General features: G+C 65.4%; 25 protein-coding genes and 1 pseudogene. 1 reads left to right on the forward strand and 25 read right to left on the reverse strand.

Features of this window, described 5'->3' with window-relative positions; genetic code table 11:
* Window positions 1–22: 22 nt before the first annotated feature.
* The 12 genes and pseudogenes from VIQ49_RS17600 to VIQ49_RS17655 all read right to left on the reverse strand — a co-directional run bounded on the left by VIQ49_RS17600 (window position 23) and on the right by VIQ49_RS17655 (window position 15,917).
* Window positions 23–508, reverse strand: coding sequence for a hypothetical protein (locus tag VIQ49_RS17600; protein ID WP_331886888.1), 486 nt, complete (start codon window positions 506–508; stop codon window positions 23–25).
* Window positions 509–555: 47 nt separating this feature from the next.
* Window positions 556–1,446 (reverse strand): acyl-CoA thioesterase II, encoded by an 891-nt coding sequence (locus tag VIQ49_RS17605; protein ID WP_331886890.1) that lies wholly within the window; start codon window positions 1,444–1,446, stop codon window positions 556–558.
* A gap of 34 nt (window positions 1,447–1,480) precedes the next feature.
* Window positions 1,481–2,899 (reverse strand): pyruvate kinase, encoded by a 1,419-nt coding sequence (gene pyk / locus VIQ49_RS17610; RefSeq protein ID WP_331886892.1) that lies wholly within the window; start codon window positions 2,897–2,899, stop codon window positions 1,481–1,483.
* Between the two features lie 175 nt (window positions 2,900–3,074).
* Window positions 3,075–4,580, reverse strand: coding sequence for a glutamate synthase subunit beta (locus tag VIQ49_RS17615; RefSeq protein ID WP_331886894.1), 1,506 nt, complete (start codon window positions 4,578–4,580; stop codon window positions 3,075–3,077).
* Window positions 4,573–9,141: a glutamate synthase large subunit gene (gene gltB, locus VIQ49_RS17620; RefSeq protein WP_331886896.1), complete on the reverse strand. Its 4,569-nt coding sequence runs from the start codon at window positions 9,139–9,141 to the stop codon at window positions 4,573–4,575. The genes VIQ49_RS17615 and gltB overlap by 8 nt, the downstream gene beginning before the upstream one ends.
* Before the next feature lie 292 nt (window positions 9,142–9,433).
* Window positions 9,434–10,364, reverse strand: a pseudogene (gene lgt / locus VIQ49_RS17625) (prolipoprotein diacylglyceryl transferase); the annotation flags it as partial.
* Window positions 10,361–11,167, reverse strand: coding sequence for a tryptophan synthase subunit alpha (gene trpA, locus VIQ49_RS17630; RefSeq protein WP_331886898.1), 807 nt, complete (start codon window positions 11,165–11,167; stop codon window positions 10,361–10,363). The pseudogene lgt and the gene trpA, both read right to left, overlap by 4 nt.
* Window positions 11,160–12,446 (reverse strand): tryptophan synthase subunit beta, encoded by a 1,287-nt coding sequence (gene trpB / locus VIQ49_RS17635; RefSeq protein WP_331886900.1) that lies wholly within the window; start codon window positions 12,444–12,446, stop codon window positions 11,160–11,162. The genes trpA and trpB overlap by 8 nt, the downstream gene beginning before the upstream one ends.
* 15 nt (window positions 12,447–12,461) lie before the next feature.
* Complete coding sequence (gene trpC, locus VIQ49_RS17640; RefSeq protein WP_331886902.1) at window positions 12,462–13,280, reverse strand: indole-3-glycerol phosphate synthase TrpC; 819 nt, start codon at window positions 13,278–13,280, stop codon at window positions 12,462–12,464.
* A gap of 139 nt (window positions 13,281–13,419) precedes the next feature.
* Window positions 13,420–14,154, reverse strand: a complete 735-nt coding sequence (locus VIQ49_RS17645) for a TIGR02234 family membrane protein (RefSeq protein WP_331886904.1) — start codon at window positions 14,152–14,154, stop codon at window positions 13,420–13,422.
* Window positions 14,147–15,709, reverse strand: coding sequence for an anthranilate synthase component I (locus tag VIQ49_RS17650; protein WP_331886906.1), 1,563 nt, complete (start codon window positions 15,707–15,709; stop codon window positions 14,147–14,149). Before VIQ49_RS17650 ends, VIQ49_RS17645 begins: the two co-directional genes overlap by 8 nt.
* Before the next feature lie 25 nt (window positions 15,710–15,734).
* Window positions 15,735–15,917 (reverse strand): 4-oxalocrotonate tautomerase family protein, encoded by a 183-nt coding sequence (locus tag VIQ49_RS17655; RefSeq protein ID WP_331886908.1) that lies wholly within the window; start codon window positions 15,915–15,917, stop codon window positions 15,735–15,737.
* Between the two features lie 135 nt (window positions 15,918–16,052).
* Here VIQ49_RS17655 and VIQ49_RS17660 point away from each other — a divergent pair, with 135 nt between their 5' ends.
* Entirely contained in the window at window positions 16,053–16,853 is an 801-nt protein-coding gene (locus tag VIQ49_RS17660; RefSeq protein WP_331886910.1) for a class I SAM-dependent methyltransferase, read from the forward strand.
* A 32-nt stretch (window positions 16,854–16,885) separates the two neighbouring features.
* Here VIQ49_RS17660 and VIQ49_RS17665 read toward each other — a convergent pair whose 3' ends face one another.
* The 13 genes from VIQ49_RS17665 to VIQ49_RS17725 all read right to left on the reverse strand — a co-directional run bounded on the left by VIQ49_RS17665 (window position 16,886) and on the right by VIQ49_RS17725 (window position 25,729).
* Window positions 16,886–17,425, reverse strand: coding sequence for an HNH endonuclease signature motif containing protein (locus tag VIQ49_RS17665; RefSeq protein ID WP_331886912.1), 540 nt, complete (start codon window positions 17,423–17,425; stop codon window positions 16,886–16,888).
* A gap of 11 nt (window positions 17,426–17,436) precedes the next feature.
* Window positions 17,437–17,955 carry a DUF222 domain-containing protein gene (locus VIQ49_RS17670; protein WP_331886914.1) on the reverse strand — a complete coding sequence of 173 codons (519 nt, stop codon included), beginning with the start codon at window positions 17,953–17,955 and terminating at the stop codon, window positions 17,437–17,439.
* A gap of 58 nt (window positions 17,956–18,013) precedes the next feature.
* Entirely contained in the window at window positions 18,014–18,286 is a 273-nt protein-coding gene (locus VIQ49_RS17675) for a hypothetical protein (protein ID WP_331886916.1), read from the reverse strand.
* Window positions 18,287–18,342: 56 nt separating this feature from the next.
* Window positions 18,343–19,452 carry a trypsin-like serine peptidase gene (locus tag VIQ49_RS17680; RefSeq protein ID WP_331886918.1) on the reverse strand — a complete coding sequence of 370 codons (1,110 nt, stop codon included), beginning with the start codon at window positions 19,450–19,452 and terminating at the stop codon, window positions 18,343–18,345.
* 170 nt (window positions 19,453–19,622) lie between these two features.
* Window positions 19,623–20,171 carry a dihydrofolate reductase family protein gene (locus tag VIQ49_RS17685; protein WP_331886920.1) on the reverse strand — a complete coding sequence of 183 codons (549 nt, stop codon included), beginning with the start codon at window positions 20,169–20,171 and terminating at the stop codon, window positions 19,623–19,625.
* A gap of 72 nt (window positions 20,172–20,243) precedes the next feature.
* Window positions 20,244–20,603 carry a phosphoribosyl-AMP cyclohydrolase gene (gene hisI, locus VIQ49_RS17690; protein ID WP_331887070.1) on the reverse strand — a complete coding sequence of 120 codons (360 nt, stop codon included), beginning with the start codon at window positions 20,601–20,603 and terminating at the stop codon, window positions 20,244–20,246.
* A gap of 60 nt (window positions 20,604–20,663) precedes the next feature.
* Window positions 20,664–21,437, reverse strand: a complete 774-nt coding sequence (hisF, locus tag VIQ49_RS17695) for an imidazole glycerol phosphate synthase subunit HisF (protein ID WP_331886922.1) — start codon at window positions 21,435–21,437, stop codon at window positions 20,664–20,666.
* Complete coding sequence (locus VIQ49_RS17700) at window positions 21,434–22,294, reverse strand: inositol monophosphatase (RefSeq protein ID WP_331886924.1); 861 nt, start codon at window positions 22,292–22,294, stop codon at window positions 21,434–21,436. The genes hisF and VIQ49_RS17700 overlap by 4 nt, the downstream gene beginning before the upstream one ends.
* The gene (gene priA, locus VIQ49_RS17705; RefSeq protein WP_331886926.1) at window positions 22,291–23,037 is read right to left on the reverse strand and encodes a bifunctional 1-(5-phosphoribosyl)-5-((5-phosphoribosylamino)methylideneamino)imidazole-4-carboxamide isomerase/phosphoribosylanthranilate isomerase PriA; all 747 of its coding nucleotides are present in this window, start codon (window positions 23,035–23,037) and stop codon (window positions 22,291–22,293) included. The genes VIQ49_RS17700 and priA overlap by 4 nt, the downstream gene beginning before the upstream one ends.
* A gap of 8 nt (window positions 23,038–23,045) precedes the next feature.
* Window positions 23,046–23,297: a hypothetical protein gene (locus tag VIQ49_RS17710; protein ID WP_331886928.1), complete on the reverse strand. Its 252-nt coding sequence runs from the start codon at window positions 23,295–23,297 to the stop codon at window positions 23,046–23,048.
* 25 nt (window positions 23,298–23,322) lie between these two features.
* Window positions 23,323–23,973 (reverse strand): imidazole glycerol phosphate synthase subunit HisH, encoded by a 651-nt coding sequence (gene hisH / locus VIQ49_RS17715; RefSeq protein ID WP_414731658.1) that lies wholly within the window; start codon window positions 23,971–23,973, stop codon window positions 23,323–23,325.
* Between the two features lie 32 nt (window positions 23,974–24,005).
* Complete coding sequence (hisB, locus tag VIQ49_RS17720; RefSeq protein WP_331886930.1) at window positions 24,006–24,626, reverse strand: imidazoleglycerol-phosphate dehydratase HisB; 621 nt, start codon at window positions 24,624–24,626, stop codon at window positions 24,006–24,008.
* The gene (locus tag VIQ49_RS17725; protein WP_331887074.1) at window positions 24,623–25,729 is read right to left on the reverse strand and encodes a histidinol-phosphate transaminase; all 1,107 of its coding nucleotides are present in this window, start codon (window positions 25,727–25,729) and stop codon (window positions 24,623–24,625) included. Before VIQ49_RS17725 ends, hisB begins: the two co-directional genes overlap by 4 nt.
* Between the last annotated feature and the right edge of the window lie 31 nt (window positions 25,730–25,760).

The following is a 25,760-nucleotide window of genomic DNA, read 5'->3' on the forward strand; positions in this document are numbered from 1 at the left end:
CCCCCGACCTCACCCACCGACATCAGGGGGCGATGTCGATACCGCGTTCGAGGGCACCTCGCGACGTCTCGTACCGGAACATGTCACCGATCTCCACGACGTAGCGGTCGCGGTCGTCGGGGATGCCGGACACCGAGAACTCGAGCCGGCATTCGTCCGTCGACAACTGTGGTGCGGCCAACGTCGACTGTTCGAGAACAGCCAGGTCGACATCGAGGATCCGGACTCTGGTGCCCGCCCTGATCTCTTCGAATTCGCCTGTGCCACCGCATACGTCGTCGGCCGACACCTGGTACTGGCCGGCGGTGAGCACCACGGAACCCTGCGCGGTGAAGTCCCGCGTCTGTGAGCCGATCGTGATGGCACCGATCCCGAGGACCGCGAAGATCACACCCGCGATCGTGCTGATGACGATGACCGGTCTGCGGGTACGCCGCTGCCAGCTGCGCGGCTCCAGATCATGCCCCGGTTCCAGCCAATACGGGGGTGTCGATTGCACAGGCTGCATGGGGACAAGTCTGCCTCATGCAGCCCGGTCAACGCCTCCGATGTCGATCACGAATCGCGCGGCGGGAAGTACTTGATGAGCGCTTCCTGCACCACCGTGGTGGCCAGCACGCCTTCGCGGGTGAAGAAGCGGCCCGTGCCGAGCCCCCGCGATCCGGCCGCAACCGGCGACTCGCTGGCGTACAGCAGCCAGTCGTCGAAGCGGAACTCACGGTGGAACCACATCGAGTGGTTCACGGTGGCGGCGAACAATCTGTCGATCCCCCACGACAATCCATGCGTGGTGATGATGGAATCCAGCAGCGTGGTGTCGGATGCGTAACACATGGCCGCGACATGGAGCAGCGGATCGTCGGGCATGTGGCCGTCGGTGCGCATCCACACCCGGTTGTGTTCGAGGCGTTCCCCGGTTTCGCGGGCCTTCCAGGTCGGGTCGTTCGCGAAGCGGATGTCGATGGGATGCATCGCGTTCACAAACGTCGCAATCCGGTCTTCGTAGCCCTTGAAGTGCTCACCGAGGGTCGGTAGGTCCTCGGGGTACGGCACCTCGGGTATCTGCACCGAATGTTCGAGTCCAGCCTTGTTGTCCTGGAACGCGACCAGCATCGAGAAGATCTCGTCGCCTTCTTGTGTGACCGTCACCAGGCGATTGGCAAAAGGCTTGCCGTCGCGCAGGCGGGTCACGTGGTACTCGAGCGGCTTGGTCACATCACCACCGCGGATGAAGTGCGCGTGGATCGCGTGGACCGGCGTGGGTCGCGGCACGCTTCTGCCGGCCGCGACCACACCCTGGCTCAGGAGCTGACCACCGAAGGTCCGGGCACCCACCTGCGTCGGATGCACTCCGATGAACAGATCCGGCTCGGGCTCCTCCAGATCGAACAGGGAGAGCAGTTTGGACAGGTCCGACGGCGTACCCGGGGTATCACTCACAGGCACAAACAGTAGAGGATGCCTCCGGGCGCCACCGGGCTCAGTGGTCCTCTTCTCCGATGCGGTGCACGTGGATCAGGTTGGTGCTGCCGACCGTGCCGGGAGGGGCACCGGCCACGATGACCACCTGATCTCCGACCTTCAGACGTCCGATCTCCAGGAGCGCCTGGTCGACCTGCTTGATCATCGCGTCTGTCGACTCGACCTTGGGAACGATGAAAGTCTCAGTGCCCCAACTCATCGCGAGTTGACTGCGAACCTCCGGCAGCGGGGTGAACGCCAGCAACGGCAGACGCGTGTGCAACCGGGCCAACCGGCGGACCGTGTCACCGGACTGTGTGAAGGCCACCAGCGCCTTGGCGTCGAGACGCTCACCGATGTCGCGGGCGGCATAGGAGATGATGCCGCGCTTGGTGCGCGGGACGTGCGACAGCGGCGGAACCGTACGCGGACTGTTCTCGACGGCCTGCACGATGCGCGCCATGGTCTGCACCGTCTCCATGACGTATGCGCCCACCGAGGTCTCCCCCGACAGCATCACCGCGTCTGCACCGTCGAGCACGGCGTTGGCGACGTCGGAGGCCTCGGCGCGGGTCGGCCGAGAGTTCTCGATCATCGATTCGAGCATCTGGGTGGCAACGATCACCGGCTTGGCGTTCTCACGTGCCATCTGGATGGCCCGCTTCTGCACCAGCGGGACCTCTTCGAGTGGGAGTTCGACACCGAGGTCACCGCGGGCGACCATCACCGCGTCGAAGGCCAGCACAACTGCCTCGAGGTTGTCGATGGCCTCGGGCTTCTCCAGCTTCGCGATGACCGGGACGCGACGCCCGACCCGGTCCATGATCGCGTGCACCAGTTCGATGTCGGCCGGTGACCGCACGAACGACAGCGCGACGATGTCGACGCCGAGTGCCAGCGCGAACTCCAGGTCGGCCTCGTCCTTGTCGGACATGGCCGGCACCGACACGTTCATCCCTGGCAGGGAGACACCCTTGTTGTTGCTGACCGGGCCACCCTCGGTGACGGTGCAGATGACGTCGTTGCCCTCGACATCGACCACGGTCAGGCCGACCTTGCCGTCGTCGACCAGCAGCCGGTCACCCGGCTGCGCGTCCGCGGCCAGTTGCTTGTAGGTGGTCGACACGCGCTCGGCGGTGCCGGCGCAGTTCTCGACGGTGATCCGGACCTCTTTGCCCGCCGGCCATTGGACCGGTCCGTCGGCGAACGTGCCGAGCCGGATCTTGGGCCCTTGGAGGTCCGCGAGGATGCCCACCGCCCGCCCGGTGGCGTCGGAGGCCTTGCGTACCCGGTCGTACATCTCCCGGTGATCTTCATGCTTGCCGTGACTGAAGTTCAGTCGCGCGACATCCATGCCGCTTTCGACCAACTCCTGAACACGTTCATCAGTTGCGGTTGCAGGTCCGAGGGTGCATACGATTTTGGTACGACGATTCACTCCTACAAGCCTAGTCCGCACTGTCGGCCCTCTCTACGGGAGCCACCAGAACGTCACGAGTTGTTTTCTGCATCAGAACGGCGGTCCCGGGAAAAACCCCGCTATCCGGCAAGATCACCCGCGACGTTCACTGATCGGTCCACCCACCGGACAACAGGCCGAAAGACCGGCAGCATCAACGGACCGACAAGGGCAGTGCCGCGGGATGCACCGGTGACGGCAGATCGGACGCACCCATCAGGAACTCGTCGACCCCACGGGCGGCCGCACGACCCTCTGCGATCGCCCACACCACCAGCGAGGCGCCGCGATGTGCGTCGCCGCACACGAAAACCCCGGGCGCGTCGGTCTGCCAATCGCTGCCACACCCCAGTGCGCCACGGCGATTCGTCGCGAGCTCCAGATCCGTCAGGAGTTCCATGTCCTCGACACCTTCGAACCCGATCGCGAAAAGCGCCAGTTCGCACGGCAATTCGAACTCGTCCCCGATCGGGACGATCGTGCGGCGACCGTCGTCATCACGCTCGACGGTGACCTCGGCGAGGACCATCGCGGCCACATTGCCCTTCTCGTCGCCGATGAACCGTTGCACCGCCACCTGATATTTGCGTTCGCCGCCTTCGACGTGGGCCGATGAACTACGCAGGATCAACGGCCACGTCGGCCACGGCGACCGGTCGTCGTCGCGCTCTTCGGGCAGCTCCGGGTTGTAGTCGAGCTGCGTCACCGACGCCGCGCCCTGACGGTGCGCCGTTCCGAGACAGTCGGCCCCGGTGTCACCGCCACCGATGATCACAACATGTTTGCCGTGAGCGGAGATCGGGGTGGGACCGTCGCCCTCGCATTCCTTGTTGGCGGGCACCAGGTGTTCCATCGCCAGATGCACCCCGCGAAGGCCCCGTCCGGGCACCGCTGTGTTGTCTCGTGCCTTCAGTGCGCCCAGCGCCAGCACCACGGCATCGAAGCGCTCCCTGAGCTCGGGGACCGTCAGATCGACGCCGACATTGCAGCCGGTGACGAATTCGGTGCCCTCCTCGCGCATCTGGGCCAGCCGCCGATCGACGTCGGACTTCTGCAGCTTGTATTCGGGGATGCCGTACCGCAGCAGGCCACCGAGTCGGTCGTCGCGTTCGAAGACCGTCACCGCGTGTCCGGCCCTGGTGAGCTGCTGTGCGGCAGCCAGACCCGCCGGGCCCGAGCCGACCACGGCGACCGATTTGCCGGAGGTGGTCTTCGAGGTCTGCGGCCGGACGTATCCCTCGCGCCAGGCGTCCTCCGCGATCGTCTTCTCGATGCGCTTGATGGTCACGCTGCCACCGGTGGTCGCCTGCGAGATGGACAGCACGCACGCGGATTCACAGGGTGCCGGACAGATCTTCCCGGTGAACTCCGGAAAATTGTTGGTGGCGTGCAAGCGATCACTCGCCACGTCCCACCGACCCCGGCGCACCAGATCGTTCCACTCCGGGATCAGGTTGCCCAGCGGACATCCGGCGGTTCCCGAGTGGCAGAACGGAATCCCGCAGTCCATGCAACGGCGCGCCTGCTCGGAGACGTTCTGGTCCTCTTTCAGTGGGTCGCTGTCGGCGTAGACGTCGAGCCAGTCGTTGACCCGCTCGTAGACCGGGCGAGGTACCGCCTCGGCCTTGTCGACTTCCAGGAATCCGTGCGGGTCAGCCACGAGCTGCCTCCATGATCGCCGAATCCACGTCTCTGCCTTCGGCTTCCGCCATCCGGGCCGCGTCGAGGACTCGTTGGTAGTCGGTGGGCATCACCTTGGTGAACTTGCGGCTTCGCCGCGGCCAGTCGGCGAGCATCGATGCTCCCACGGCCGACCCGGTGAGTTCGACATGCGCGACGATGCGTTCATGCAAGAACAACAGGTCGTCGGGGTCGGGACTCTCGAGGTCGACCATCGCCGTGTTCACCTTGGACGAATCCAGTTGGTAGACATAGGCGATACCGCCCGACATCCCTGCCGCAAGATTGCGCCCCGTCGGTCCGATGATCACCACACGGCCGCCGGTCATGTACTCGCAGGCGTGGTCGCCCACGCCTTCGACGACCGCGAGCGCACCCGAATTACGCACCGAGAATCGCTCACCGACACGACCACGCAGGTAGACCTCACCGCTGGTGGCGCCGTAGAGGATGGTGTTGCCCGCGATCACCTGATCCTCGGCGATGAACAGGGCATCCGGATCGGGGCGGACGACGATCTTGCCGCCGCACAAACCCTTTCCGACGTAGTCGTTCGCATCGCCCGTCAGGGAGAGCGTCACACCCGGCGGAAGGAACGCGCCGAACGACTGGCCCGCCGAACCCGACAGGGCCACCGTGATGGTGTCCTCGGCCAGTCCGGCCGCGCCGTATCGCCGGGTGACCTCCGACCCGAGCAGTGTGCCCACGGTGCGGTTGACGTTGCGGACCGGCAGTTCGAGGGTCACCGGATGTGCATCCTCGAGGGCGCCTTCGGCCAACTGGATGAGGGTCTGATCGAGCGCCTTGTCCAGCGCGTGATCCTGACCCCGCAACCGCCGCTTCGGCGATGTGGTCTCCGGTGTGCTGAAGATCGGCGAGAGGTCGAGCCCCTTCGACTTCCAGTGCGCCACACCGGGTGCGGTGTGCAACGCCTCGGCATGGCCGATCGCCTCGTCGAGGGTCCGGAATCCGAGCATCGCCAGGTGTTCCCGGACGTCTTGCGCCACGAACTTGAAGAAGTTGATGATGTGCTCGGCCTGACCGGTGAATCGGGCCCGCAGTTTCGGGTTCTGGGTGGCCACTCCCACCGGGCAGGTGTCGAGGTGGCAGACCCGCATCATGATGCAGCCCGCGACGATCAGTGGCGCGGTGGAGAATCCGTACTCCTCGGCGCCGAGCAGCGCGGCGACCATGACGTCACGTCCGGTCCGCAACGCACCGTCGCACTGCACGGTGATGCGGTCGCGCAACCCGTTGAGCATGAGGGTCTGCTGGGCGTCGGCCAGACCGATCTCCCACGGGGTGCCGGCGTGTTTGAGCGACGTCAGCGGTGATGCACCGGTACCACCGTCGTGGCCCGAGATGAGCACCACGTCGGCATGCGCCTTCGAGACGCCGGTGGCCACCGTGCCGACCCCCATCGCGCTGACCAGCTTGACGTGGATACGCGCCTGCGAATTGGCGTTCTTCAGGTCATGGATCAGCTGGGCCAGATCCTCGATCGAATAGATGTCGTGATGCGGCGGCGGCGAGATCAATGCGACGCCCGGTGTGGAATGCCGGGTCTTGGCAATCCAAGGGTACACCTTGTACGCCGGAAGCTGGCCGCCCTCACCGGGTTTGGCTCCCTGCGCCATCTTGATCTGGATGTCGGTCGCGTTGATCAGGTAGTCACTGGTCACACCGAACCGGCCCGAGGCGACCTGCTTCACCGCGCTGCGGCGCATCGGGTCGTACAGCCGATCGGTGTCCTCGCCGCCCTCACCCGAATTCGAGCGCCCTCCGATGGTGTTCATGGCGATCGCGATGGTCTCGTGCGCTTCGGCCGAGATCGAGCCGTAGCTCATCGCACCGGTGTTGAACCGCTTCATGATCTCTTCGATCGGCTCCACCTCGTCGAGCGGGACCGACTCACGGTCGGAGGAAAACTCGAACAGACCGCGCAGGGTGCCGCCTTCCCGGGACAGCCGGTTCACCTCGTCGGTGTACTTGCGGTAGACCTCGGCCTTGCCGGACTTGGCCGCATGCTGCAGCAGGAACACCGTTTCAGGGCTGAACAGGTGGAGTTCACCCTCGCGCCGGTACTGGTACTCACCGCCGACCTCGAGTCGGCGATACGCCTGCTGAGTGGCGTTCGGCGGATAGGCCCGGTGATGGCGGATCCGGACCTCCTCGGCGATCTCGTCGAGCCCGATTCCACCGATCCGGGTCTTCGTCCGGGTGAAGTACTCCTGCACCAGATCTGGAGCCAGCCCCACTGCCTCGAAACACTGTGCGGCGGTGTAGGACCCGACCGTGGAGATACCCATCTTGCTCATCACCTTGAGCACACCCTTGCCCAGGCCCTGCTGATAATTGCGTACCGCCTGCGACGGGGTGACACCGGTCAGTTCGCCTTCTGCGACGAGGTCTTCGATCGTCTCGAACGCCAGATAGGGGTTCACTGCGGCGGCACCGAAGCCGATCAGCAGAGCCATGTGATGGACCTCGCGGGCATCACCGGTCTCCACGACCAACGCCACCCGGGTCCGTTCCTTGGTCCGGACCAGGTGGTGATGGACGGCAGAGGTCGCCAGCAGCGACGGGATCGGCGCGTTATCACGGGTGGTCTCGCGGTCGCTGATCACCAGCGTCGAGAATCCGGCGGCAATCGCCTCGCTGGCCCGCGCCCGAAGATCCGCCAGCGCCCGTTCGAGGCCGGGACCTCCCTCACCCACCGGATAGTGCGCGCGCAGCACCTTCGCCGACAGGCCACGGTGATTGCCCTCGTCGTTGATGTGCACGATCTTGGCGAGTTCGTCGTTGTTGAGGACCGGCCACGGCAGCAGGATCTGCCGGCACGAGGCTGCCGACGGATCGAGCACGTTCTGTTCCGGTCCCATCACGCGGGCCATCGACGTGACGATCTCCTCGCGGATGGCATCGAGTGGCGGATTTGTCACCTGCGCAAACAATTCCACAAAATAGTCGTAGAGCAGCCGGGACCGCTGCGAGAGCACCGCGATCGGCGTATCGGTGCCCATCGATCCGAGCGCCTCGTATCCCGACGCCGCCATCGGCGTGATCAGCACCCGGAGCTCTTCCTCGGTGTAGCCGAACGTCACCTGGCGCCGGACCACCGATTCGTGGCTGGGAACAAACCGCGGGCGCTCGGGCAGGCGCGCCAATTCCAGCAGACCGGCGTGCAGCCATTCCTCGTACGGCTTCTCATCGATCAGCCGCCCCTTGACCTCGGAGTCCGGAACACGCCGGCCGGCCTCGGTATCGATCAGGAACATCTTGCCGGGCTCGAGCCGGCCCTTGGCGACAACTTCCTCGCTCGGGATGTCGAGCACACCGGCCTCCGATGCGAGGACCACCTTGCCGCCCGCGGTCTGCCACCAGCGACCGGGGCGCAATCCGTTGCGGTCGAGGACCGCGCCCACCAGGGTGCCGTCGGTGAACGTCACACACGCCGGACCGTCCCAGGCCTCCATCAGCGACGCGTGGAACTGGAGGAACGCGCGACGCCGGGGGTCCATGTCGGGGACGTTCTCCCAGGCCTCCGGGACCATCATCATGACGCAGTGCGGAACACTGCGCCCGCCCAGATGAAGGAGTTCGAGCACCTCGTCGAGCGACGCCGAATCCGACGCGTCCGGGCTGCAGATCGGGAACACGCGGGCGAGGTCGCCGGGGATCAGATCCGTGGCAACCATGGCCTCACGGGCGCGCATCCTGTTGCGGTTGCCGCGCACGGTGTTGATCTCACCGTTGTGGGCGACAAAACGGAACGGGTGGGCCAACGGCCACGACGGGAAGGTGTTGGTCGAAAACCGGGAGTGCACGATGGCGATCGCGCTGCGGGTGCGTTCGTCACGCAGGTCCGGATAGAACGCCGGCAGTTGCTTGGTGGTCAGCATGCCCTTGTAGACGATGGTCCGGCTCGACAGCGACGCGAAGTAGAGCCCACTGGCGTCGGCCTCGGTCTCCGGTGTCACCCGCTCGGCACGCTTACGCAACGGGTAGACCAGACGATCGAGATCCAGTCCCGCCGGCGCGGTGCCGTCGGCCCGCAGGGGTGCGGCGACAAAGAGCTGACTCATGAACGGCATGCAAGCCCGGGCGGTGGCGCCGATGTCGGCCGCGTCCACCTCGACGGGCAGTTCCCGCCAGCCGAGGATGGTGATGTTCTCTTCCTCGGCGATCGTCTCGACCCGCGCCACCGCGCGGGCGCGGGCCTCCGGTTCGGCGGGTAGGAAGCAGTTTCCGACGGCGAAGGTGTTCCCCGAGACCGGGTCGGCCGGGGGCAGGACGAAGTCGACGACCTCACGCAGGAATCCGTGGGGAACCTGCATCAGGATCCCGGCACCGTCCCCGCTGTTGGTCTCGGCTCCGGCCGCACCGCGATGATCGAGGTTCTCCAGCGCCAGCAATCCGTCCGCAACGATCTCGTGCGTTCGCCGGCCATGAATATCGGCGACCATGGCAACACCGCACGAGTCGACTTCTGAGTCAGGGTCATAGAGACCCTGGGCTTTGGGGACCTGAGAGAACAGCAAATCCGACCTCCACGCCTAGCCCCCGGACATCCGAGGGAACCAGCAGACAATCCTCAGGACGTCACTGGCCCGTGGTGTGAACACGCACCTGAGAACTCATGTTGGTGCGACTGCCAATGCTAGCAGTTGAGCCGAAGGTCGGCTGAATCGAATATCCGTCAGACCTGGCGCTCGCCGGTCTCGCTTTCGGTGTCCGGCTTGGATTTACGCCGCTCGCCCGCCGAGTCCGAATCGTTGCCCGAATCCGAGTCGGCCGCGGCCGAGACCGGTGTGTCATGTTCGACCTCCGGATCGTCCTCCACATAGCCGTCAACCGGATGTTCACTCGGCTCGTGCTCTGCATCCGGCGCGGCGCCAGGATGATAGATCTCCTCCGGGGTCTCCCGCCCCTTGGGTGCGATCACCACATAGATGGCGGCGCAGGCGAACACCAGCGCGGCGGTGAACACGTTGACCCGCACCCCCCAGATGAGCGAGGCCGCATCGGTGCGCATCGTCTCGATGACAAACCGTCCCAGGCAGTATCCGGCGACGTACAGCGCGAACAGTCGGCCGTGCCCGATCCGGAACCGCCGGTCGATCACGACGAGCGCGATCACGATCAGGACGTTCCACAGGATCTCGTAGAGGAACGTCGGCTGGACGATGGCGTAGACCACGCCAGTGGACTTGCCGTCGATCAGACCGGGGCTGCTGTAGCCCGACGAATCAACTCGTTCGTAGATCTTCAGACCCCACGGCAGGTCGGTCTCGTCGCCGTAGAGCTCCTGGTTGAAGTAGTTGCCGAGGCGACCGATGGCCTGTGCCAGCAGGATCGGTGCGGCGATCGCATCACCGAAGGGCGGCAACCTGATCCCGGCCCGTCTGGCCCCGATCCAGGCGCCCAGCGCACCGAAGGCGACCGCGCCCCAGATACCCAGGCCACCGTCCCAGATCTTGAGGGCATCGACGGGGTCTTTGGGTCCGTCGCCGAAGTACGTCTTCCAGTCGGTGGCGACGTGGTAGATCCGGCCACCGATGAGGCCGAAGGGCACGGCCCAGATCGCCACGTCGAGGACTTCTCCGTCGCGACCACCGCGCGCGATCCAGCGCTTGTTGCCCCAATAGATCGCGACGATGATGCCGACGATGATGCAGAGCGCGTATGCGCGGATCGGGAAGGGCCCCAGATCCCAGACACCCTGCGACGGGCTGGGGATGTAGGCCAGCGTTCCGCTGTTCACGAACGGACCCCGGAACCCGCCCGCACGCCCTCGGCCAGTTCGGCCGTCAGTCCCCGGAGAGCGGCATCGCTGTCCGCGGCAGCCGAGACCAGAGCCGATCCGACGATGACACCGTCTGCGTATTCGGCGATCTCCGCGGCCTGGGCCCTGTTGCGGACACCGAGTCCGACACCGATCGGGATGTCCGAGTGCGCACGGATCCGGGCACACAATTCCGGTGCCATCGACGACACGTTGTCGCGGGCGCCGGTGACGCCCATGGTCGAGGCCGCGTAGATGAATCCGCTGCTCGCCTCCAGTGTCATCGCGAGGCGCTCTTCCGTCGAGGACGGGGCGACCAGGAAGATCCGGTCCAGCTTGTGCTCGGCGGAGGCCGCCATCCAGTCGTCGGCCTCGTCGGGAATGAGGTTCGGCGTGATCAGGCCCAATCCGCCGGCGCCGGCCAGATCACGGGAGAATCGATCGATCCCATACTGCAGCACGGGATTCCAATACGTCATCACCACGGGGCTGCCACCGGCATCGGCGATGGCCTCGACTGCGGTGAACACGTCGCGCACCCGGATACCACCACGCAATGCCTGTTCGGCAGCTGCCTGGATGGTCGGACCGTCCATGACCGGGTCGGAGTACGGGACCCCGACTTCGATGATGTCGCAACCGGCTTCGACCATCGACCGCATCGAGGCCAGCGAACCGGGCAGGTCGGGATATCCGACCGGCAGGTAACCGATCAGTGCACTGCGCCCTTCGGCGCGGCAGCGGTTGAACAGCGGTCCGAGCCGAGATTCGACGTCAGTCATTGTCTGCATCCTCGTCTAGGAGTCCGAACCATTTGGCCGCGGTGTCAACATCTTTGTCGCCACGCCCGGACAGGTTGACAACGATGATCGCCCCTTCCCCCAACTCGACACCGAGCTTGAGTGCACCGGCGACGGCGTGCGCCGACTCGATGGCCGGGATGATGCCCTCTTTCCGGCTGAGCAGCGCGAGCGCATCCATCGCTTCGCTGTCGGTCGCCGGTCGATATTCGGCGCGGCCGATGTCCTTGAGATAGGCGTGTTCGGGCCCGACACCGGGATAGTCGAGACCGGCTGAGATGGAATGGGATTCGATGGTCTGGCCATCTTCGTCCTGCAACAGGTAGGAGTAGGCACCCTGGAACGCGCCGGGGGTTCCACCGGTGAAGGTGGCGGCGTGACGTCCGGTCTCGACACCGTCGCCGGCGGCTTCGTAGCCGATCAGGCGCACGTCTTTGTCATCGATGAAGGGATGGAAGATACCGATCGCGTTCGATCCGCCACCTACGCACGCGACCACAGCGTCGGGCAGACGGCCGGCCGAGCGGAGGATCTGCTCGCGGGCCTCGAGACCGACCACCCGCTGCAGATCGCGGACCATGACCGGGAACGGGTGCGGTCCGGCAGCGGTCCCGAAGCAGTAATAAGTGTTGTGCGCGTTGGTGACCCAATCACGCATGGCCTCGTTGATCGCGTCCTTCAACGTCGCCGAACCGGTGTCGACGGAAACCACAGAGGCACCGAGGAGACGCATCCGTGCGACATTGAGCGCTTGGCGTTCAGTGTCGACGCGACCCATGTAGACGATGCATTCGAGACCGAACATGGCGCACGCGGTGGCGGTCGCCACGCCGTGCTGGCCGGCTCCGGTTTCGGCGATGATGCGGTTCTTGCCCATCTTCTTGGCAAGCAAAGCCTGACCGAGCACATTGTTGATCTTGTGAGATCCGGTGTGGTTCAGGTCTTCTCGCTTGAGAAAGATCCGTGCGCCACCGGCGTGCTCCGATAGTCGCTTCGCCTCGTACAGCGGCGACGGACGCCCGCTGTAGTCACGCTGGAGACGATCGAGTTCGTGCAGGAACTCGTCGTCGGTACGGACCTTCTCCCAGTTCACCGTGACCTCGTCGATCACGGCCATCAGGGCTTCGGGTACGTGCCGGCCACCGTAGACACCGAAGTGTCCACCCCGATCGGGTTCGACCGATGTTCTGGTGACCAGACCGGCACTGGCCGGAGGGAGTTCGGAAGAGGAAGAAGCTGAAGCAGAAGACGGCGAGGTCATGGTGGAGGCAGGGGCCTAACGGACTGGTTTGGGGCAGGACGGGTGGGTTCCGGCGGTGACCAGTTCCGAGACGGCCGCACGAGGGTCACCAGCGGTGACCAAGCCCTCTCCGACCAGGACCGCATCGGCGCCGGCGCCGGCGTACGCCAGCAGGTCGGCAGTTCCGCGGACTCCGGATTCGGCGATCCGGATCACCTTGGAAGGCAATCCGGGGGCGATCCGGGCAAAGCTGTCGCGGTCGACTTCGAGGGTCTTGAGGTTGCGGGCGTTGACACCGACCACCGAGGCACCGGCCTGCAGTGCGCGATCGGCCTCTTCCTCCGTGTGGACCTCCACGAGCGCGGTCATCCCGAGGGACTCCGTGCGGTCGAGCAGAGCGCTGAGCACGTTCTGCTCGAGTGCGGCGACGATCAGAAGGATGACGTCGGCACCGTGGGCACGCGCCTCGTGGATCTGATACGGGCCGACGATGAAATCCTTTCGCAGGACCGGGATCTTCACGACGGCGCGGACGGCGTCGAGGTCATCGAGCGAACCGCGGAATCGCCGTTCCTCGGTGAGCACGCTGATGATGCGGGCGCCACCGGCCTCATAGGCCTGTGCCAGCGCGGCCGGATCGATGATGTCGGCCAGGTCGCCTTTCGACGGGCTGGCGCGCTTCACCTCGGCGATGACGCCGATTCCCGGCTCCCGCAGTGCGGCGGTTGCGTCGATCGGGTCCGGTGCTGCCGCTGAGGCGGCTTTGATGGCGGCGAAGTCGATCACAGATTCGCGTGCTGCCACATCGGCCTTCACTCCGGCCAGAATCGAATCAAGGACGGTTTGCTTGCTCATGATCAACCCCTTTCTCGCGCCACTGACGAGGATGCAGCCAGTTGCGTGAGACCACAGCAGCTCGTGTTTTCGGTACCCAAAGGGTAGCTGCGACCCACTTCACGCCAGATTTCGGGTCCGCCAAACAAAGTGAAACCCGTCACCTCTCGCGATCCGTCGGATCCATCGTCGGATCGTCACCGGTGTCGAGGGCATCCCAGAGCAACCGTTCGTTGCCGTCTCCCGGCGCCACAGTGCTGTCGTTGCCGGTCACGGCCTCCGCTTGGTCCGGGCCGCTGACGGACTCCCGACGCTCGGCGTCGCGCTTGGCGAACACCTCTTTTTCGAGCTCTGCGCGGCGTGCCCCGGGCGATTTGTACTTCGACGACATCGGCGCATCCCGCGACGCGGTCTGCAGCATCACCGCAGCGCCGACCACCGCGGCCAGCGCGCCCGCGATCACGATCAGACCCGGCAGGATCTTGGTCTCGACCTGCAACGCCTGGTAGCGGACGGGCAGCTCGATCACCTTCGCCGCGTAGCTGACATCGTCGTCACCGGTGAGAAGGGTCAACGCAGGCACGATCCCGACGATCGCCACCGCTGCGACGACAAACGCGGTGATCCGCAGGGCCCAGCCACGCAGCGAGGCCGCGGCCGCGATCCCGGCCAGCAACACGATCGCCAGCGGGGTCAGCAACGGCGTCCAGTCCGAACCCTTGACGGTGAAGGTGCGGGGCGGCGTCATACCGTCTGCGCCGATCAGCTCGGCCCACGTCATCCGGGACGCGGCCCAGAAAGCCAGGGCACCGAGTCCGAGCAGAACGGCGATGATCCCCAGCCGACGGCCGCGACTGCTCGCGGACTTGCGGGCTTCGGTGCTGTTCTCACTCATCGCCGCCGCCTGCGATCGGCGTCATCGTCTCGGCCGCCGCGATCGCCTTGAGGACCGCGCGTGCCTTGTTGCTCGCCTCGTTGTACTCGTAGTCGGCCTCGCTGTCGGCCACCACGCCACCACCGGCCTGCACGTACGCGCGCCCCTCTTTGAGGACCGCGGTGCGGATGGCGATGGCGGTATCGGCGTCGCCCGCGAAGTCGAGGTAGCCGACGATCCCGCCGTACAACCCGCGCCTGGTCTTCTCGTGTTCGTCGATCAGTTCCATCGCCCGCACCTTGGGCGCGCCGGTCAGGGTCCCGGCCGGGAAGCAGGCGTTGACCGCGTCGAGCGCGGTTCGTCCGGCCTGCAACTCACCCGACACCGTCGACACCAGGTGCATGACGTGGCTGTAGCGCTCGATGTGCCGATAGTCCGACACCTTCACCGTGCCCGGCTCACACACCCGACCGAGGTCGTTGCGGCCGAGATCCACCAGCATGAGGTGCTCGGAGTTCTCTTTCTCGTCGGCCAGCAGGTCTTTTTCGAGCAACAGGTCGTCGGACTCGGTGGCCCCACGCCAGCGGGTGCCCGCGATCGGATGTGTGGTTGCCACCGAATCCTTCACGGTGACAAGAGCTTCCGGGCTCGATCCGACGATCGTGAAGTCCGGTCCGCCGTTGCCCGGGACCCGCAACAGGTACATGTACGGGCTCGGATTGGTGGTGCGCAGCACGCGGTAGACATCGATGGGGTCGGCGTCGGTCTGCATCTCGAAACGCATCGACGGCACCACCTGGAACGCCTCGCCGGCCTCGATCTCCGAGACCAGACTGGTGACGATCGTCCCGTACTCCTCGCGAGTCCGCTGAGCGACGAACTCCGGCTCGGCGGGGTGATAGGTCGACACCGTGGACGGGGCCGGCGCTGCCAGCGCTGCGGTCATCGTGTCGAGGCGGGCCACCGCGTCGGCATAGGCCTCGTCGGCCCGCTCGGCGCTGCCATCCCAGTTCACCGCGTTGGCGATCAGGGTGATGGTGCCCTCGTGATGGTCGACCGCCGCGATGTCCGTCGCGAGCAGCATCAGCATCTCCGGTAGCTGGAGATCGTTCACCGTGGTGTCGGGCAGGCGTTCGAGGCGCCGGACGGCGTCATACGCCAGGAAGCCCACGAACCCTCCGGTCAGCGGCGGCAGGTCCGGGAACCGGTCGGTGGCCAGGATCCGCAGCGACTCCGCGAGAGCAACGAGTGGGTCGCCTCCGGCCGGGGCTCCGGCGGGCCGGGTGCCCCACCACTGCGCTTCGCCGTCGACCGAGGTCAGCGCGGCGGGAGAGCCTGCGCCGATGAACGACCATCGCGACCACGAGCGGCCGTTCTCCGCCGATTCGAGCAGGAATGTCCCGGGTCGGTCACCGGCGAGCTTTCGGTACGCACCCAGGGGTGTCTCCGAATCGGCCAGGACCTTTCGGGTCACCGGCACAACTCGATGATCAGCTGCCAGCTCGAGGAACTGGGCCAGCGTTGTGGTGTCTGTGAAGCCGCCCGCAGTACCTGCGGCGGTGGTCTTGTTTGCCATCGTTTCCGATTGTCCCAGCCCCGCGTTACTGACCGAGCGGCTCCCCACCCACACCCCAGTGAGATCGCGGGACCTCGGTGATCGTGACCCAGACGGAATCGGGGCTCTTGCCGGTCGCACGCGCGTACGCCTCGGTGACGGCGGCGATGGTTTCACGCTTGACGCGATCGCTGAGACCGGGCGTCTGGGAGATCTGAATGAGTGGCATGGAAAAACTGTGCCACACGCTGCCAACCCGGAGAGGTCGGACGACCGTTGGTGAAATGACGCATTTCGCACCCCGTGATCGGCGCCGCCGTCACACTTGACCCCACACATGCGGCCGCTGGAGAGGGAGCTGGTTGTGATCGATTGGGATGGCGACCGATACGCCGATGTCAGTGCGCTTCAGCGGATGGTGGCGGAGGTCTCGATCGGTGATCTCGAACTCGCGGGACATGAGCGTCTTCTCGACGTCGGCTGCGGCGACGGGTTCATCACCATGCAACTCGCGCAGCGCTTACCGTCAGGTTCTGTCGTGGGCGTGGATGCCTCCCGACGCATGATCGAGAAGGCACTCACCCTGGTACCGGCCGGTCCATCCCGGGTACCGGCCGATCTGCTCCGCGTGCAATTCCACGTCGATGACGCGTTGGCACTGCCTTTCGAGCGCGATTTCGACATCGCGGTGTCGTTCAACGCGCTGCACTGGATCCACGACCAGCCCACTGCACTCCAAGGTATCGCCCGCAGTCTGGACGATGGCGGCCGGGCCGTCATTCAAATCGTTTGCGCTACAGACCGTCCGAGCATCGAAGACGTGGCAATGGAGATCGCGGCGACCTCGACGTGGAGCCGGTACTTCGCCGACTTCGAACCTCCGTACTTCCACGTCGAACCCGATCGGTTTCGTGAGTTCGCCGAGAAGGCCGGCTTCACCGTCTCCGATCTCGCAGTACAGGATCTGCGATGGCAGTTCGACTCCACCGACGCTTTTGCACAGTGGTTTTCGGTGGGTGCCACGGACTGGACACACCGACTTCCCGCGTCCGACGTCGATCAGTTCGTCGGAGACCTGATCGACCGTTACCAGCAGGTGACCGGCGAACCCGCAGTGCTGCGATTCAGTCAGTTGCGGGCATCGTTGGCGCTTGCCGAGCGGTGATCGTGACCGGAAACCTCAACTGACGTTGATGCTCACGCGGCACGATACGAGGCGCGTTTCCACCCGAAGTCGACCTTGAACACCACTGGTTCGGCAGGCTTGTTCTCGAACACTTCTCGGGCACGTGCCTGGAACCACTCGGCATCGGCCCTGCTGTCGGGGTTCCACATTTCCGGGTTGGTGAAGTACTTCTCCGGGAAATGAGTGTTGTTGGGTCGCGGCCGATCCAGAGTTCCGCATTGACGCCACCCGATCCGGCCCTGCCAACCCGGTGGGCCGGTGTCGGCGTTGATGATCTCGGCGATCCACCCGGTCTCAGCATCATGGATCTGGGCGTGGTCGGGATCGCACACCAACGTCAGGACAGTGATGTCGGTCCGGCCGCCCTTGGGCCACTCCCGCATGTGATGCACCGCCACCTCTGTCGCCGGAGCATCACAGTAGGGCCGCGAGCAACCCCGCTCGGCAGCGATCAACGCCATCCGCTGATCGGCGGTGGCCAGACGTCGTTCCCGACCCAGAAACAGCGGTCGGTGCTTGTCGTCAAGCAACGCCAAAAACTTACGACTCACACCCGCGAGCTTCAACACATCCTGGACCGACACCACCCCACCCGAGGCGGTGGTGGCCACACCCCGTTTCTTGTTCGAGTTGCTCCAACGTCATGGTTGCGTTGTCCCGGCGTGCGATGATCGCGTGCGGCTGCCGCGCGCACAGTGTCCTTGTCGGCTTTATCCGCCGGCCCCGACGGTGAGTCCGGATCGTTGGGATTGTTCATCCCCGCGGCAGCCCATTTGGCGGCAACGACATCCCAGAGCGCTTTGGTCACCGGATCGAGCGTGCCGGTGATCGCGGCCATCTTGTCCGCACCTTGCTTGGACACCGACAGTTCGCGTTTGTGTTGCCGATCACTGTCATCGAACTCGCCGTCAGGGTCGAGGTGATCGCGCAGATACAGGCCGACCCGTTTGAGTTCATCGGGGTCCATCGTGCGGGCGGCCTCGGCCATCAACTGCTCACCCTGAGCCCACACTTCGAGGTTGCCGCGGATCGTGCCGGGCAGATTCCTCAACGTGGCGTCGATGACGTTGTAATGCGCCACCCCGATCGCACCGTCGCGCAGCGCCAGCCAGGTATGCGGATAGACCGAAGCGGTGACCTCACCCGGTGGGGGTGTGCCATTGGCCTACGCGTTCGGCTCTTTTCGACCGGGCACTGGCCTGAGCCGCCGAAATCCGCACCTTCACCGCTTCATCACGACGGGTCCGGGTCTCCACCGCCTGCGCAAGATCTACGGTTTCGGCGTCGGACAGGTTCGCCAGCGACACCTCAACGAGCCTGCGCGACAACACCTCACGGACAGCAACGACCTCTTCCGCATCAAGAACCATGCCCTCGATACGGTTGATGAGATCTGCCACCCCCGTGCTCATACAACAGTTCAATCGGCACCCACCGACAAGTCTCTGACCCCAGATCCTCGCCGCGACTATGGCCAGTTGTTGCGCGCCCAGTGCAGAAGGTTCGTCAGCGCATTGCCGCCGGCGGCGACGTTCTGACGCGGCTCCCCCACATTGTTCTCGCCACCGGAATGGGTTCCGACGATGTAGGGGGATCCGCTGAACCATGCGAAGACCGGCGCACCACTTTGACCGCCCTCGGTGTCGGCCTGATATTCCAATTCAACCCCGGCGCCGTCGTTGTCGTCGTCGATGATCGGGAAGTTCAGGTGCAGCCACGGGCGATTGCCGGAATCCTTGTCCCACGGATAGCCCGGCAGAGTCCACACGCTCTGGTCCTCCCACGCGGAGTTGTAGGTCTTGAAACCGAAAGTGCCCAGGCTGCTTCCGAGCGGAGTCGCCAGCCGCATCACCGCCATGTCGTCGCCCTGGGCGTGACTGCTGTAGCCCTGGGCGTTTGTGATCCACGACGACGCCCACGAACCATGGATCGACGCACCGTCGTAGTACGCCGGCACGAACAGCGCTTTCCAGTTCCCGGACCCCCACGGCACGACGTGGCTGGCCGTCAGGATCGACCGGGCACCGACCAATGACGCCGTGCCCCACCAAGACCAGTTCGGGTCGGCCGCGTTCTGCCAGACGAATATCCGTCCGACGATGGAGAACGGGTACGTGTTCGGATAGTACGCAGAGCGCGCATCCGGCGAGATGACCCACTCGGGCTTGACTCTGCTTCCGTTGCGGCGCAACAGGTATGGCGGGTCCTGTGTGGGAGCCAGCGAGGGCGCGGCCGATACCGCGGTCCAGTCCGGGATGTACGGCTCATCCCCCGGCGAGTCATCGCTCTGCCTAGCGGAGGCGACCTGTCGTGCGATCTGTTCGTGTGTGGTCGGTTGTACCTCTCCGACGACCACCCCGAGGACGGTGTCGGGGTCGCTGATCGCGAGCAGGCCATCGGCACCCTCGGCGATGACCGTGGCGGATTCGGCGAGTTCGGGCGCAGAAGCCGGACGATCGAAGACGAGATAATTCTGAGGGTCGTTGAGTTCGGGCGGCACATCACCTTGTTGCGGGCGCGACTGCGCAATGATGTTGTCAATCGATTCGGGCTGATCGTTCGGTCCTGGTGTTGCCATTTTCGGCCTCCTACAAGGGATTTGACACACCGAACGTACTGCGGATCACCTGACGATCGAACCCACTTACGGCTGCCTGATAGGGCAGACATTTCCCGGTATTCGGTAACGACAAATAAGCCTCTTGATCAATTGCGTCAGTGAACGACCAAAACCGAACCCAACAATGATCAAGAACGGGGCTCATATCGAAGCGCGACCGCCCCGGATGCATACTCCTGCCGATCCACGAGCTTCAGGTCGACATGCTTCGACAACCCCGCGAATACGGTCGGGCCGCGTCCCGCCAGCCGGGGATGCACAACGAACTCGTACTCGTCGATCAATCCCAACTCGGCCAACGCCAACGGCAGCATCATGCCGCCCGTGAGCAGGCCTTTACCCGGCTCCTGCTTCAACTGCGTCACGGCGGTGCCCAGATCCCCGCGCAGGAGTTCGGCGTTCCAGTCGACCCGGTCCAGGGTGCTCGACACGACGTACTTCTTCGCCGCGTCGATCGTCACCGCAAACGGATCTGTCTGGTCAACAATCTCATCGGTCTGCGCAGAGGGACGCCAGGCCGATTCCATCATCTGGTAGATCACTCGCCCGAAAAGGAGACCATCGGCCCGCGCGAGGGTTTCCGCCGCGCGCCGGTGCATTTCTTCGCTCCCCTCCATGGCACGATGATCGCAGCATCCGTCCAACGTGACGTTGATGGAGTATCGCAGGGGTCGCATCGGGTACCGCCGATCAACGTCGTAGTGGAGCTCTCAGGAACCGGGTCCCGATCAATTCTCCGCGCCGAGCCGTCAACTCGGATCTGAACCCCGGAAATCGGCCAGGACGTTCGCGTCGAAGCAGGTGTGGTCGCCGGTGTGGCAGGCCGCGCCGGTCTGTTCCACGGTCATCAGAACGGTGTCTCCGTCGCAATCCAGACGCACCTCGGTGACTTTCTGGGTGTGTCCGCTGGTCTCACCTTTGATCCACTGCTTGCCGCGGGACCGCGAGAAGTATGTGGCCTGACCGGTTTCGAGGGTGCGGGCCAGAGCGTCGTCGTCCATCCAGGCAACCATCAGTACCTGCCCGGTGCCGGCCTCCTGCACCACGGCGCAGACCAACCCGTCGGCATTGCGTTTGAGCTGCTGCGCGATCCCGGCGTCCAGCGTCATCGTCATCACTCCCGAGTATGAAAAATGTTGGTGCAGCGCCCGATTCAGCGCGTGCCCGGTTCAGCGGACGGGGATGTCCTCGGCCCGCATCGCATCTTTGACCTGCCCGATGGTCAGCTCGCCGAAGTGGAAGACCGAGGCCGCCAGCACCGCGTCTGCTCCGCAACGCACCGCGGGTGAGAAATGTTCCACCGCGCCCGCGCCGCCACTGGCGATCACCGGCACCCGCACCGCGGCGCGCACCGCGGTGATCATCGCGAGATCGAAGCCGTTCTTGGTGCCATCGGCATCCATCGAGTTGAGCAGGATCTCCCCCACCCCGAGGTCCTGGCCGCGACGGGCCCACTCCACGGCGTCGATGCCGGTGCCCTCACGGCCACCGTGGGTGGTGACCTCCCAGCCCGATGGCGTCTGCGGCCGGCCCTCCGGCACGGTGCGCGCGTCAACCGACAGCACGATGCACTGCGATCCGAAGTGACGGCTCATCTCGCCGAGCACGTCCGGATTGGCGATGGCCGCGGTGTTGACGCTGACCTTGTCGGCGCCGGCGCGGAGCAGACGATCGACGTCGGCCACGGTCCGGATACCGCCACCTACGGTCAGCGGGATGAACACCTGATCGGCGGTGCGCTTGACGACGTCGACCATCGTGCCGCGGTTGCCACTCGACGCAGTCACATCGAGGAAGGTGAGCTCGTCCGCGCCGGCCTTGTCGTAGGCCGCGGCGAGTTCGACGGGATCACCGGCATCGCGCAGATTCTGGAAGTTGACGCCCTTGACCACTCGGCCGGCGTCGACGTCCAGGCAGGGTATGACCCGAACCGCGACCGTCATGTGTATTTCTCCTTCGGAGGTTCGAACGCGCCCGGATCGCCCAGGCGGCCGATCAATTCGATCAGCTCGTCGTGGACTCCCGGACTCGCCGCCACGATCGACGGCGATGTGACCGACCAGGGCCGGCCTTCGATGTCGCTGATCTGACCACCGGCGGCCAGGACCAGCGCGGCACCACCGGCGTTGTCCCAGGCGTGGTGGCCAAAGGTGACGGAACCGTCGAGCTGTCCACCGGCGGTGAGTGCGAGGTCGAAGCCGGTGCTGCCGAAAAGCCGCAGACGCGAGGTACGCCGGCTCAGCTCACCGAGCATCTCCACCCGGTACGCACCGGGGTAACGCCCCCGGCTCGCGATGTTGAACGCGCCGAAAGCCAGCATCGCCTCGCTGAGCTTGCGCGGCGCGAGCTGCGGCATCGGCTTGCCGTTGCAGACCAGTCCGCCGCCAACGAATCCCTGATAGTTCAGGCCCGACAACGGTAACCAGGTCAGCCCGAGGACAGGCCGGCCGTCGTGCACGAGCGCCAGCAACATCCCGGCGATCGGCAGACCGGCCGAGTAGTTGTAGGTGCCGTCGATCGGATCGACCACCCACACCGTGCCCTCGGTGAGGTCCGGACCACCGAACTCCTCACCGTGCACGGCGATCTGGGTACGCTGCGCCAGCTCCGCGGAGATGGTCCGTTCGAGCTCGAAGTCGAACTCGGTCGCAAAGTCGTTGTGACCCTTCGTAACCGCACTGGGTGCACCGACACCCGACATGAACCGTTCAGTGGCCTGATCGAGGATCGCCGCGGCGTCGGCCAGCAACTGCTGCGGATCCAGATCGAGTGGAAGGGTCCCTCCGAGCACCGAACTCATGATGCCGACGCGACCGCCGCAAGCGCTTCGACAAGGGTGAAACGTCCGGCGTAGAGCGCCTTTCCGACGATCGCACCCTCCACACCCGTGCTGACCAACCCGGCGATCGCAACGAGATCCTCGATCGCCGACACCCCGCCCGAGGCGACCACCGGCGCATTCGTCTTGGTGGTGACCTCACGCAGGAGTTCCAGGTTCGGCCCGGTGAGGGTGCCGTCCTTGGTCACGTCGGTCACGACGTACCGGCTGCAGCCGTCGCGTTCGAGTCGCTCGAGGACATCCCAGAGGTCGCCGCCGTCGGACACCCAGCCGCGGCCGCGCAGGCGGTATGACCCGTCGACCAGCTGGACGTCGAGGCCCACCGCGATCCGGTCACCGTGTTCGGCGATGGCGCGCGAGCACCACTCGGGGTCTTCCAGCGCGGCAGTACCGAGATTGACTCGGGCACAACCGGTGGCCAGCGCCGCCTTCAGGGAATCGTCGCCGCGGATGCCGCCCGACAGTTCGACCTTCACGTCGAGCTCACCGATCACCTCGGCCAGCAGTTCACGGTTGCTGCCGCGACCGAACGCGGCATCGAGATCGACCAGATGCACCCACTCCGCGCCGTCACGCTGCCAGGTCAGGGCTGCCTCACGGGGCGAACCGTAGGAGGTCTCGCTACCGGCGGCACCCTGCACCAGCCGTACTGCCTGGCCGTCTGCGACGTCGACCGCCGGGAGCAGTTCAAGTCGTGCATTCATGCTGAGGATCAATCTCCTTCGATATCGGTTCGGTCTGACTCTTCGCGCATCGCCTGCGCCACGCGGTCGACCATCCGGTTGGCAACAATACCCATCACGACAATCGTCAGGATCAGCGCCAGAACCGCGACGATCAACGCGGCCAGCGGTGACACCTGCGCCAGTCCGATGACGATCACGGTCGAGATGGCGAGCACCGCAACCCCGGCGCCCACGGTGAACAGGGCCAGCCGGGCAAACGAGAACTGCGGCGTGCTCATCACGGACGGACCGGGTTGGTGATGGTCACGTGAGCGATCCGACCCAGTTGCTCAGCAGTCTGGCTCCGGCGTCTCCGGACTTTTCCGGATGGAACTGGGTTGCACACAGCGGACCGTTCTCCACCGCCGCGAGGAACCGGCCGCCGTGGGTGGCCCAGGTCAGCTTCGGCGCCTTGAACAGCACGTCCGGCGGCAACTCCCACGTCTGCGCCGCATACGAATGCACGAAGTAGTAGCGCTCGCCGTCGGGCATACCGGCGAACAGCATCGAATCCGGCTGCGCCTCAACGGTGTTCCAGCCCATGTGCGGCAGGACTTCGGCTTGCAATTGGCTGACCGTCCCCGGCCACTGACCACAGCCTTCGGCCTCGACACCGAACTCGACCCCGCGGTCGAACAGGATCTGCATCCCGACGCAGATGCCCAGGACCGGGCGTCCCCCGGCAAGCCGGTCGTCGATGATGCGGTCGCCCTTGACCGCTCGCAGACCCTCCATGCACGTCGCGAACGCACCGACACCGGGAACCACCAGACCGTCGGCATCGAGTGCGACCGTCGGATCAGATGTCACGGTCACCTGGGCGCCGGTCCGTTCCAGCGCCCGCTGCGCCGACCGCAGGTTGCCCGATCCGTAGTCGAGGATCGCGACCGTACGGTCGCCGAAGCTGCCGGTCACGCTGTTGCCGGTGGTCACTCCCACATCTCCGGTCACAGGGCGCCCTTTGTCGAGGGCACACCCGACACCCGGGGGTCGGACTCGGTGGCGGCCCGCAATGCGCGTGCCACGGCCTTGAACTGCGCCTCGGTGATGTGGTGCGGATCCCGGCCGTAGATCGTGCGGACATGCAACGCGATCTGCGCGTTCATGGCCAGGGTCTCGAAGACGTGCTTGTTGATGACCGTGTGGTACGGCACACCCGGGTTGCCACCGATGGTGGTGGTCAACAGGTGCTCGGGCTCGCCGGTGAACACGCAATACGGGCGCCCCGAGACGTCGACGATGGCCTGGGCCAGGGTCTCGTCCATCGGGATCCAGGCGTCACCGAAGCGACGGATGCCCTTCTTGTCGCCGAGCGCCTTGGCAATGGCCTGGCCGAGCACGATCGCGGTGTCCTCGACGGTGTGGTGGGCCTCGATCTCGACGTCACCCGTTGCCGCGACCGTGAGGTCGAAGCTGCCGTGGGCACCGAATGCGGTCAGCATGTGGTCGTAGAAGGCCACGCCGGTGGAGATGTCGGTGCGCCCGGTGCCGTCGAGGTTGATCTCCACGGTGATCGAGGACTCCCGGGTGGTCCGCTCGATGCGGGCCACACGCGGTTGTTCGGTCATTTCTGCTCTCCGATCAGGTCTGTCTGAGCCAATTCGGCGCTGCGGGCCAGCAGCGCGTCGTTCTCGGCCGGCAATCCGATGGTGGCACGCAGGTGCCCCTCGATGTGCATGTCACGGATCAACACGCCTCCGTCGAGGTAGTTCTGCCAGGTCGCGGTCGCGTCGGCAAACGGGCCGAAGAGGATGAAATTGGCGTCCGAATCGACCACCGAATAGCCCAGGCGGGTCAGTTCCGCGGTCACCCGCCGTCGTTCATCGACGATCGCGGCGACACCGGCGAGGGTGTCGTCGGCGTGCCGCAATGCCGCCCGCGCAGCCGCCTGCGTCACCACGGACAGGTGGTACGGCAACCGCACCAGCAACAGTGCATCGATCACGGCCGGGTCGGCGGCCAGATAACCAAGCCGTCCACCGGCGAAGGCGAATGCCTTGCTCATCGTCCGGCTGACGACGATCTTGGCGGGGAACTCCTCGATCAGCGCCACCGCGCTCGGTTCCGCGGAGAACTCCCCGTAGGCCTCGTCGATGATGACGATCCCCGGTGCGGCAGCGGCCACGGCCCGCATGTCGTCCAGCGGGATGGAACCACCGGTCGGATTGTTCGGTGACGTCAGGAACACCACGTCGGGCGCCAGTTCCGCGATGGCCGAGAGTGCGCCGTCGGTGTCGAACGAGAAGTCGGCGTTGCGTTTCCCGTCGATCCAGGTGGTGTCGGTGCCCGTGGAGATGATCGGGTGCATCGAGTACGACGGGACAAATCCGAGCGCGCTACGGCCCGGGCCACCGAAGGCCTGCAGCAGCTGCTGCAGGATCTCATTGGATCCGTTTGCCGCCCAGAGGTTTTCAGCGGTCAGCGCCACGCCTGTCGCCGCACTGAGGTAGGCGGCGAGGTCGGTCCGCAGGGCAACCGCATCGCGGTCGGGGTAGCGGTGCAGTTCTGCTGCCGCCTCCCGCACCGACGCGGCGACGTCGTCGATCAACGCCTGCGACGGCGGATGCGGGTTCTCGTTGGTGTTCAGCCGGAACGGGACATCGAGCTGCGGGGCACCGTAGGGCGACTGCCCCTTGAGTGATTCACGCAGCGGCAGGTCGTCGAGGCCGATACGAAGTGGAGGAGCAGTGGGAGTGTGAGAG

The organism is Williamsia sp. (assembly GCF_036566845.1).
Taxonomy (GTDB): domain Bacteria; phylum Actinomycetota; class Actinomycetes; order Mycobacteriales; family Mycobacteriaceae; genus Williamsia.

Bases quoted from the DNA above. Each gene is read 5' to 3' on its own strand.
- VIQ49_RS17600 (WP_331886888.1), bottom strand. From the start codon at position 508: ATGCAGCCTGTGCAATCGACACCCCCGTATTGGCTGGAACCGGGGCAT.
- trpA (WP_331886898.1), bottom strand. From the start codon at position 11,167: ATGACTGACGTCGAATCTCGGCTCGGACCGCTGTTCAACCGCTGCCGC.
- trpB (WP_331886900.1), bottom strand. From the start codon at position 12,446: ATGACCTCGCCGTCTTCTGCTTCAGCTTCTTCCTCTTCCGAACTCCCT.
- trpC (WP_331886902.1), bottom strand. From the start codon at position 13,280: ATGAGCAAGCAAACCGTCCTTGATTCGATTCTGGCCGGAGTGAAGGCC.
- VIQ49_RS17645 (WP_331886904.1), bottom strand. From the start codon at position 14,154: ATGAGTGAGAACAGCACCGAAGCCCGCAAGTCCGCGAGCAGTCGCGGC.
- VIQ49_RS17650 (WP_331886906.1), bottom strand. From the start codon at position 15,709: ATGGCAAACAAGACCACCGCCGCAGGTACTGCGGGCGGCTTCACAGAC.
- VIQ49_RS17655 (WP_331886908.1), bottom strand. From the start codon at position 15,917: ATGCCACTCATTCAGATCTCCCAGACGCCCGGTCTCAGCGATCGCGTC.
- VIQ49_RS17675 (WP_331886916.1), bottom strand. From the start codon at position 18,286: ATGAGCACGGGGGTGGCAGATCTCATCAACCGTATCGAGGGCATGGTT.
- VIQ49_RS17680 (WP_331886918.1), bottom strand. From the start codon at position 19,452: ATGGCAACACCAGGACCGAACGATCAGCCCGAATCGATTGACAACATC.
- VIQ49_RS17685 (WP_331886920.1), bottom strand. From the start codon at position 20,171: ATGCGACCCCTGCGATACTCCATCAACGTCACGTTGGACGGATGCTGC.
- hisI (WP_331887070.1), bottom strand. From the start codon at position 20,603: ATGACGCTGGACGCCGGGATCGCGCAGCAGCTCAAACGCAATGCCGAC.
- hisF (WP_331886922.1), bottom strand. From the start codon at position 21,437: ATGACGGTCGCGGTTCGGGTCATACCCTGCCTGGACGTCGACGCCGGC.
- VIQ49_RS17700 (WP_331886924.1), bottom strand. From the start codon at position 22,294: ATGAGTTCGGTGCTCGGAGGGACCCTTCCACTCGATCTGGATCCGCAG.
- priA (WP_331886926.1), bottom strand. From the start codon at position 23,037: ATGAATGCACGACTTGAACTGCTCCCGGCGGTCGACGTCGCAGACGGC.
- VIQ49_RS17710 (WP_331886928.1), bottom strand. From the start codon at position 23,297: ATGAGCACGCCGCAGTTCTCGTTTGCCCGGCTGGCCCTGTTCACCGTG.
- hisB (WP_331886930.1), bottom strand. From the start codon at position 24,626: ATGACCGAACAACCGCGTGTGGCCCGCATCGAGCGGACCACCCGGGAG.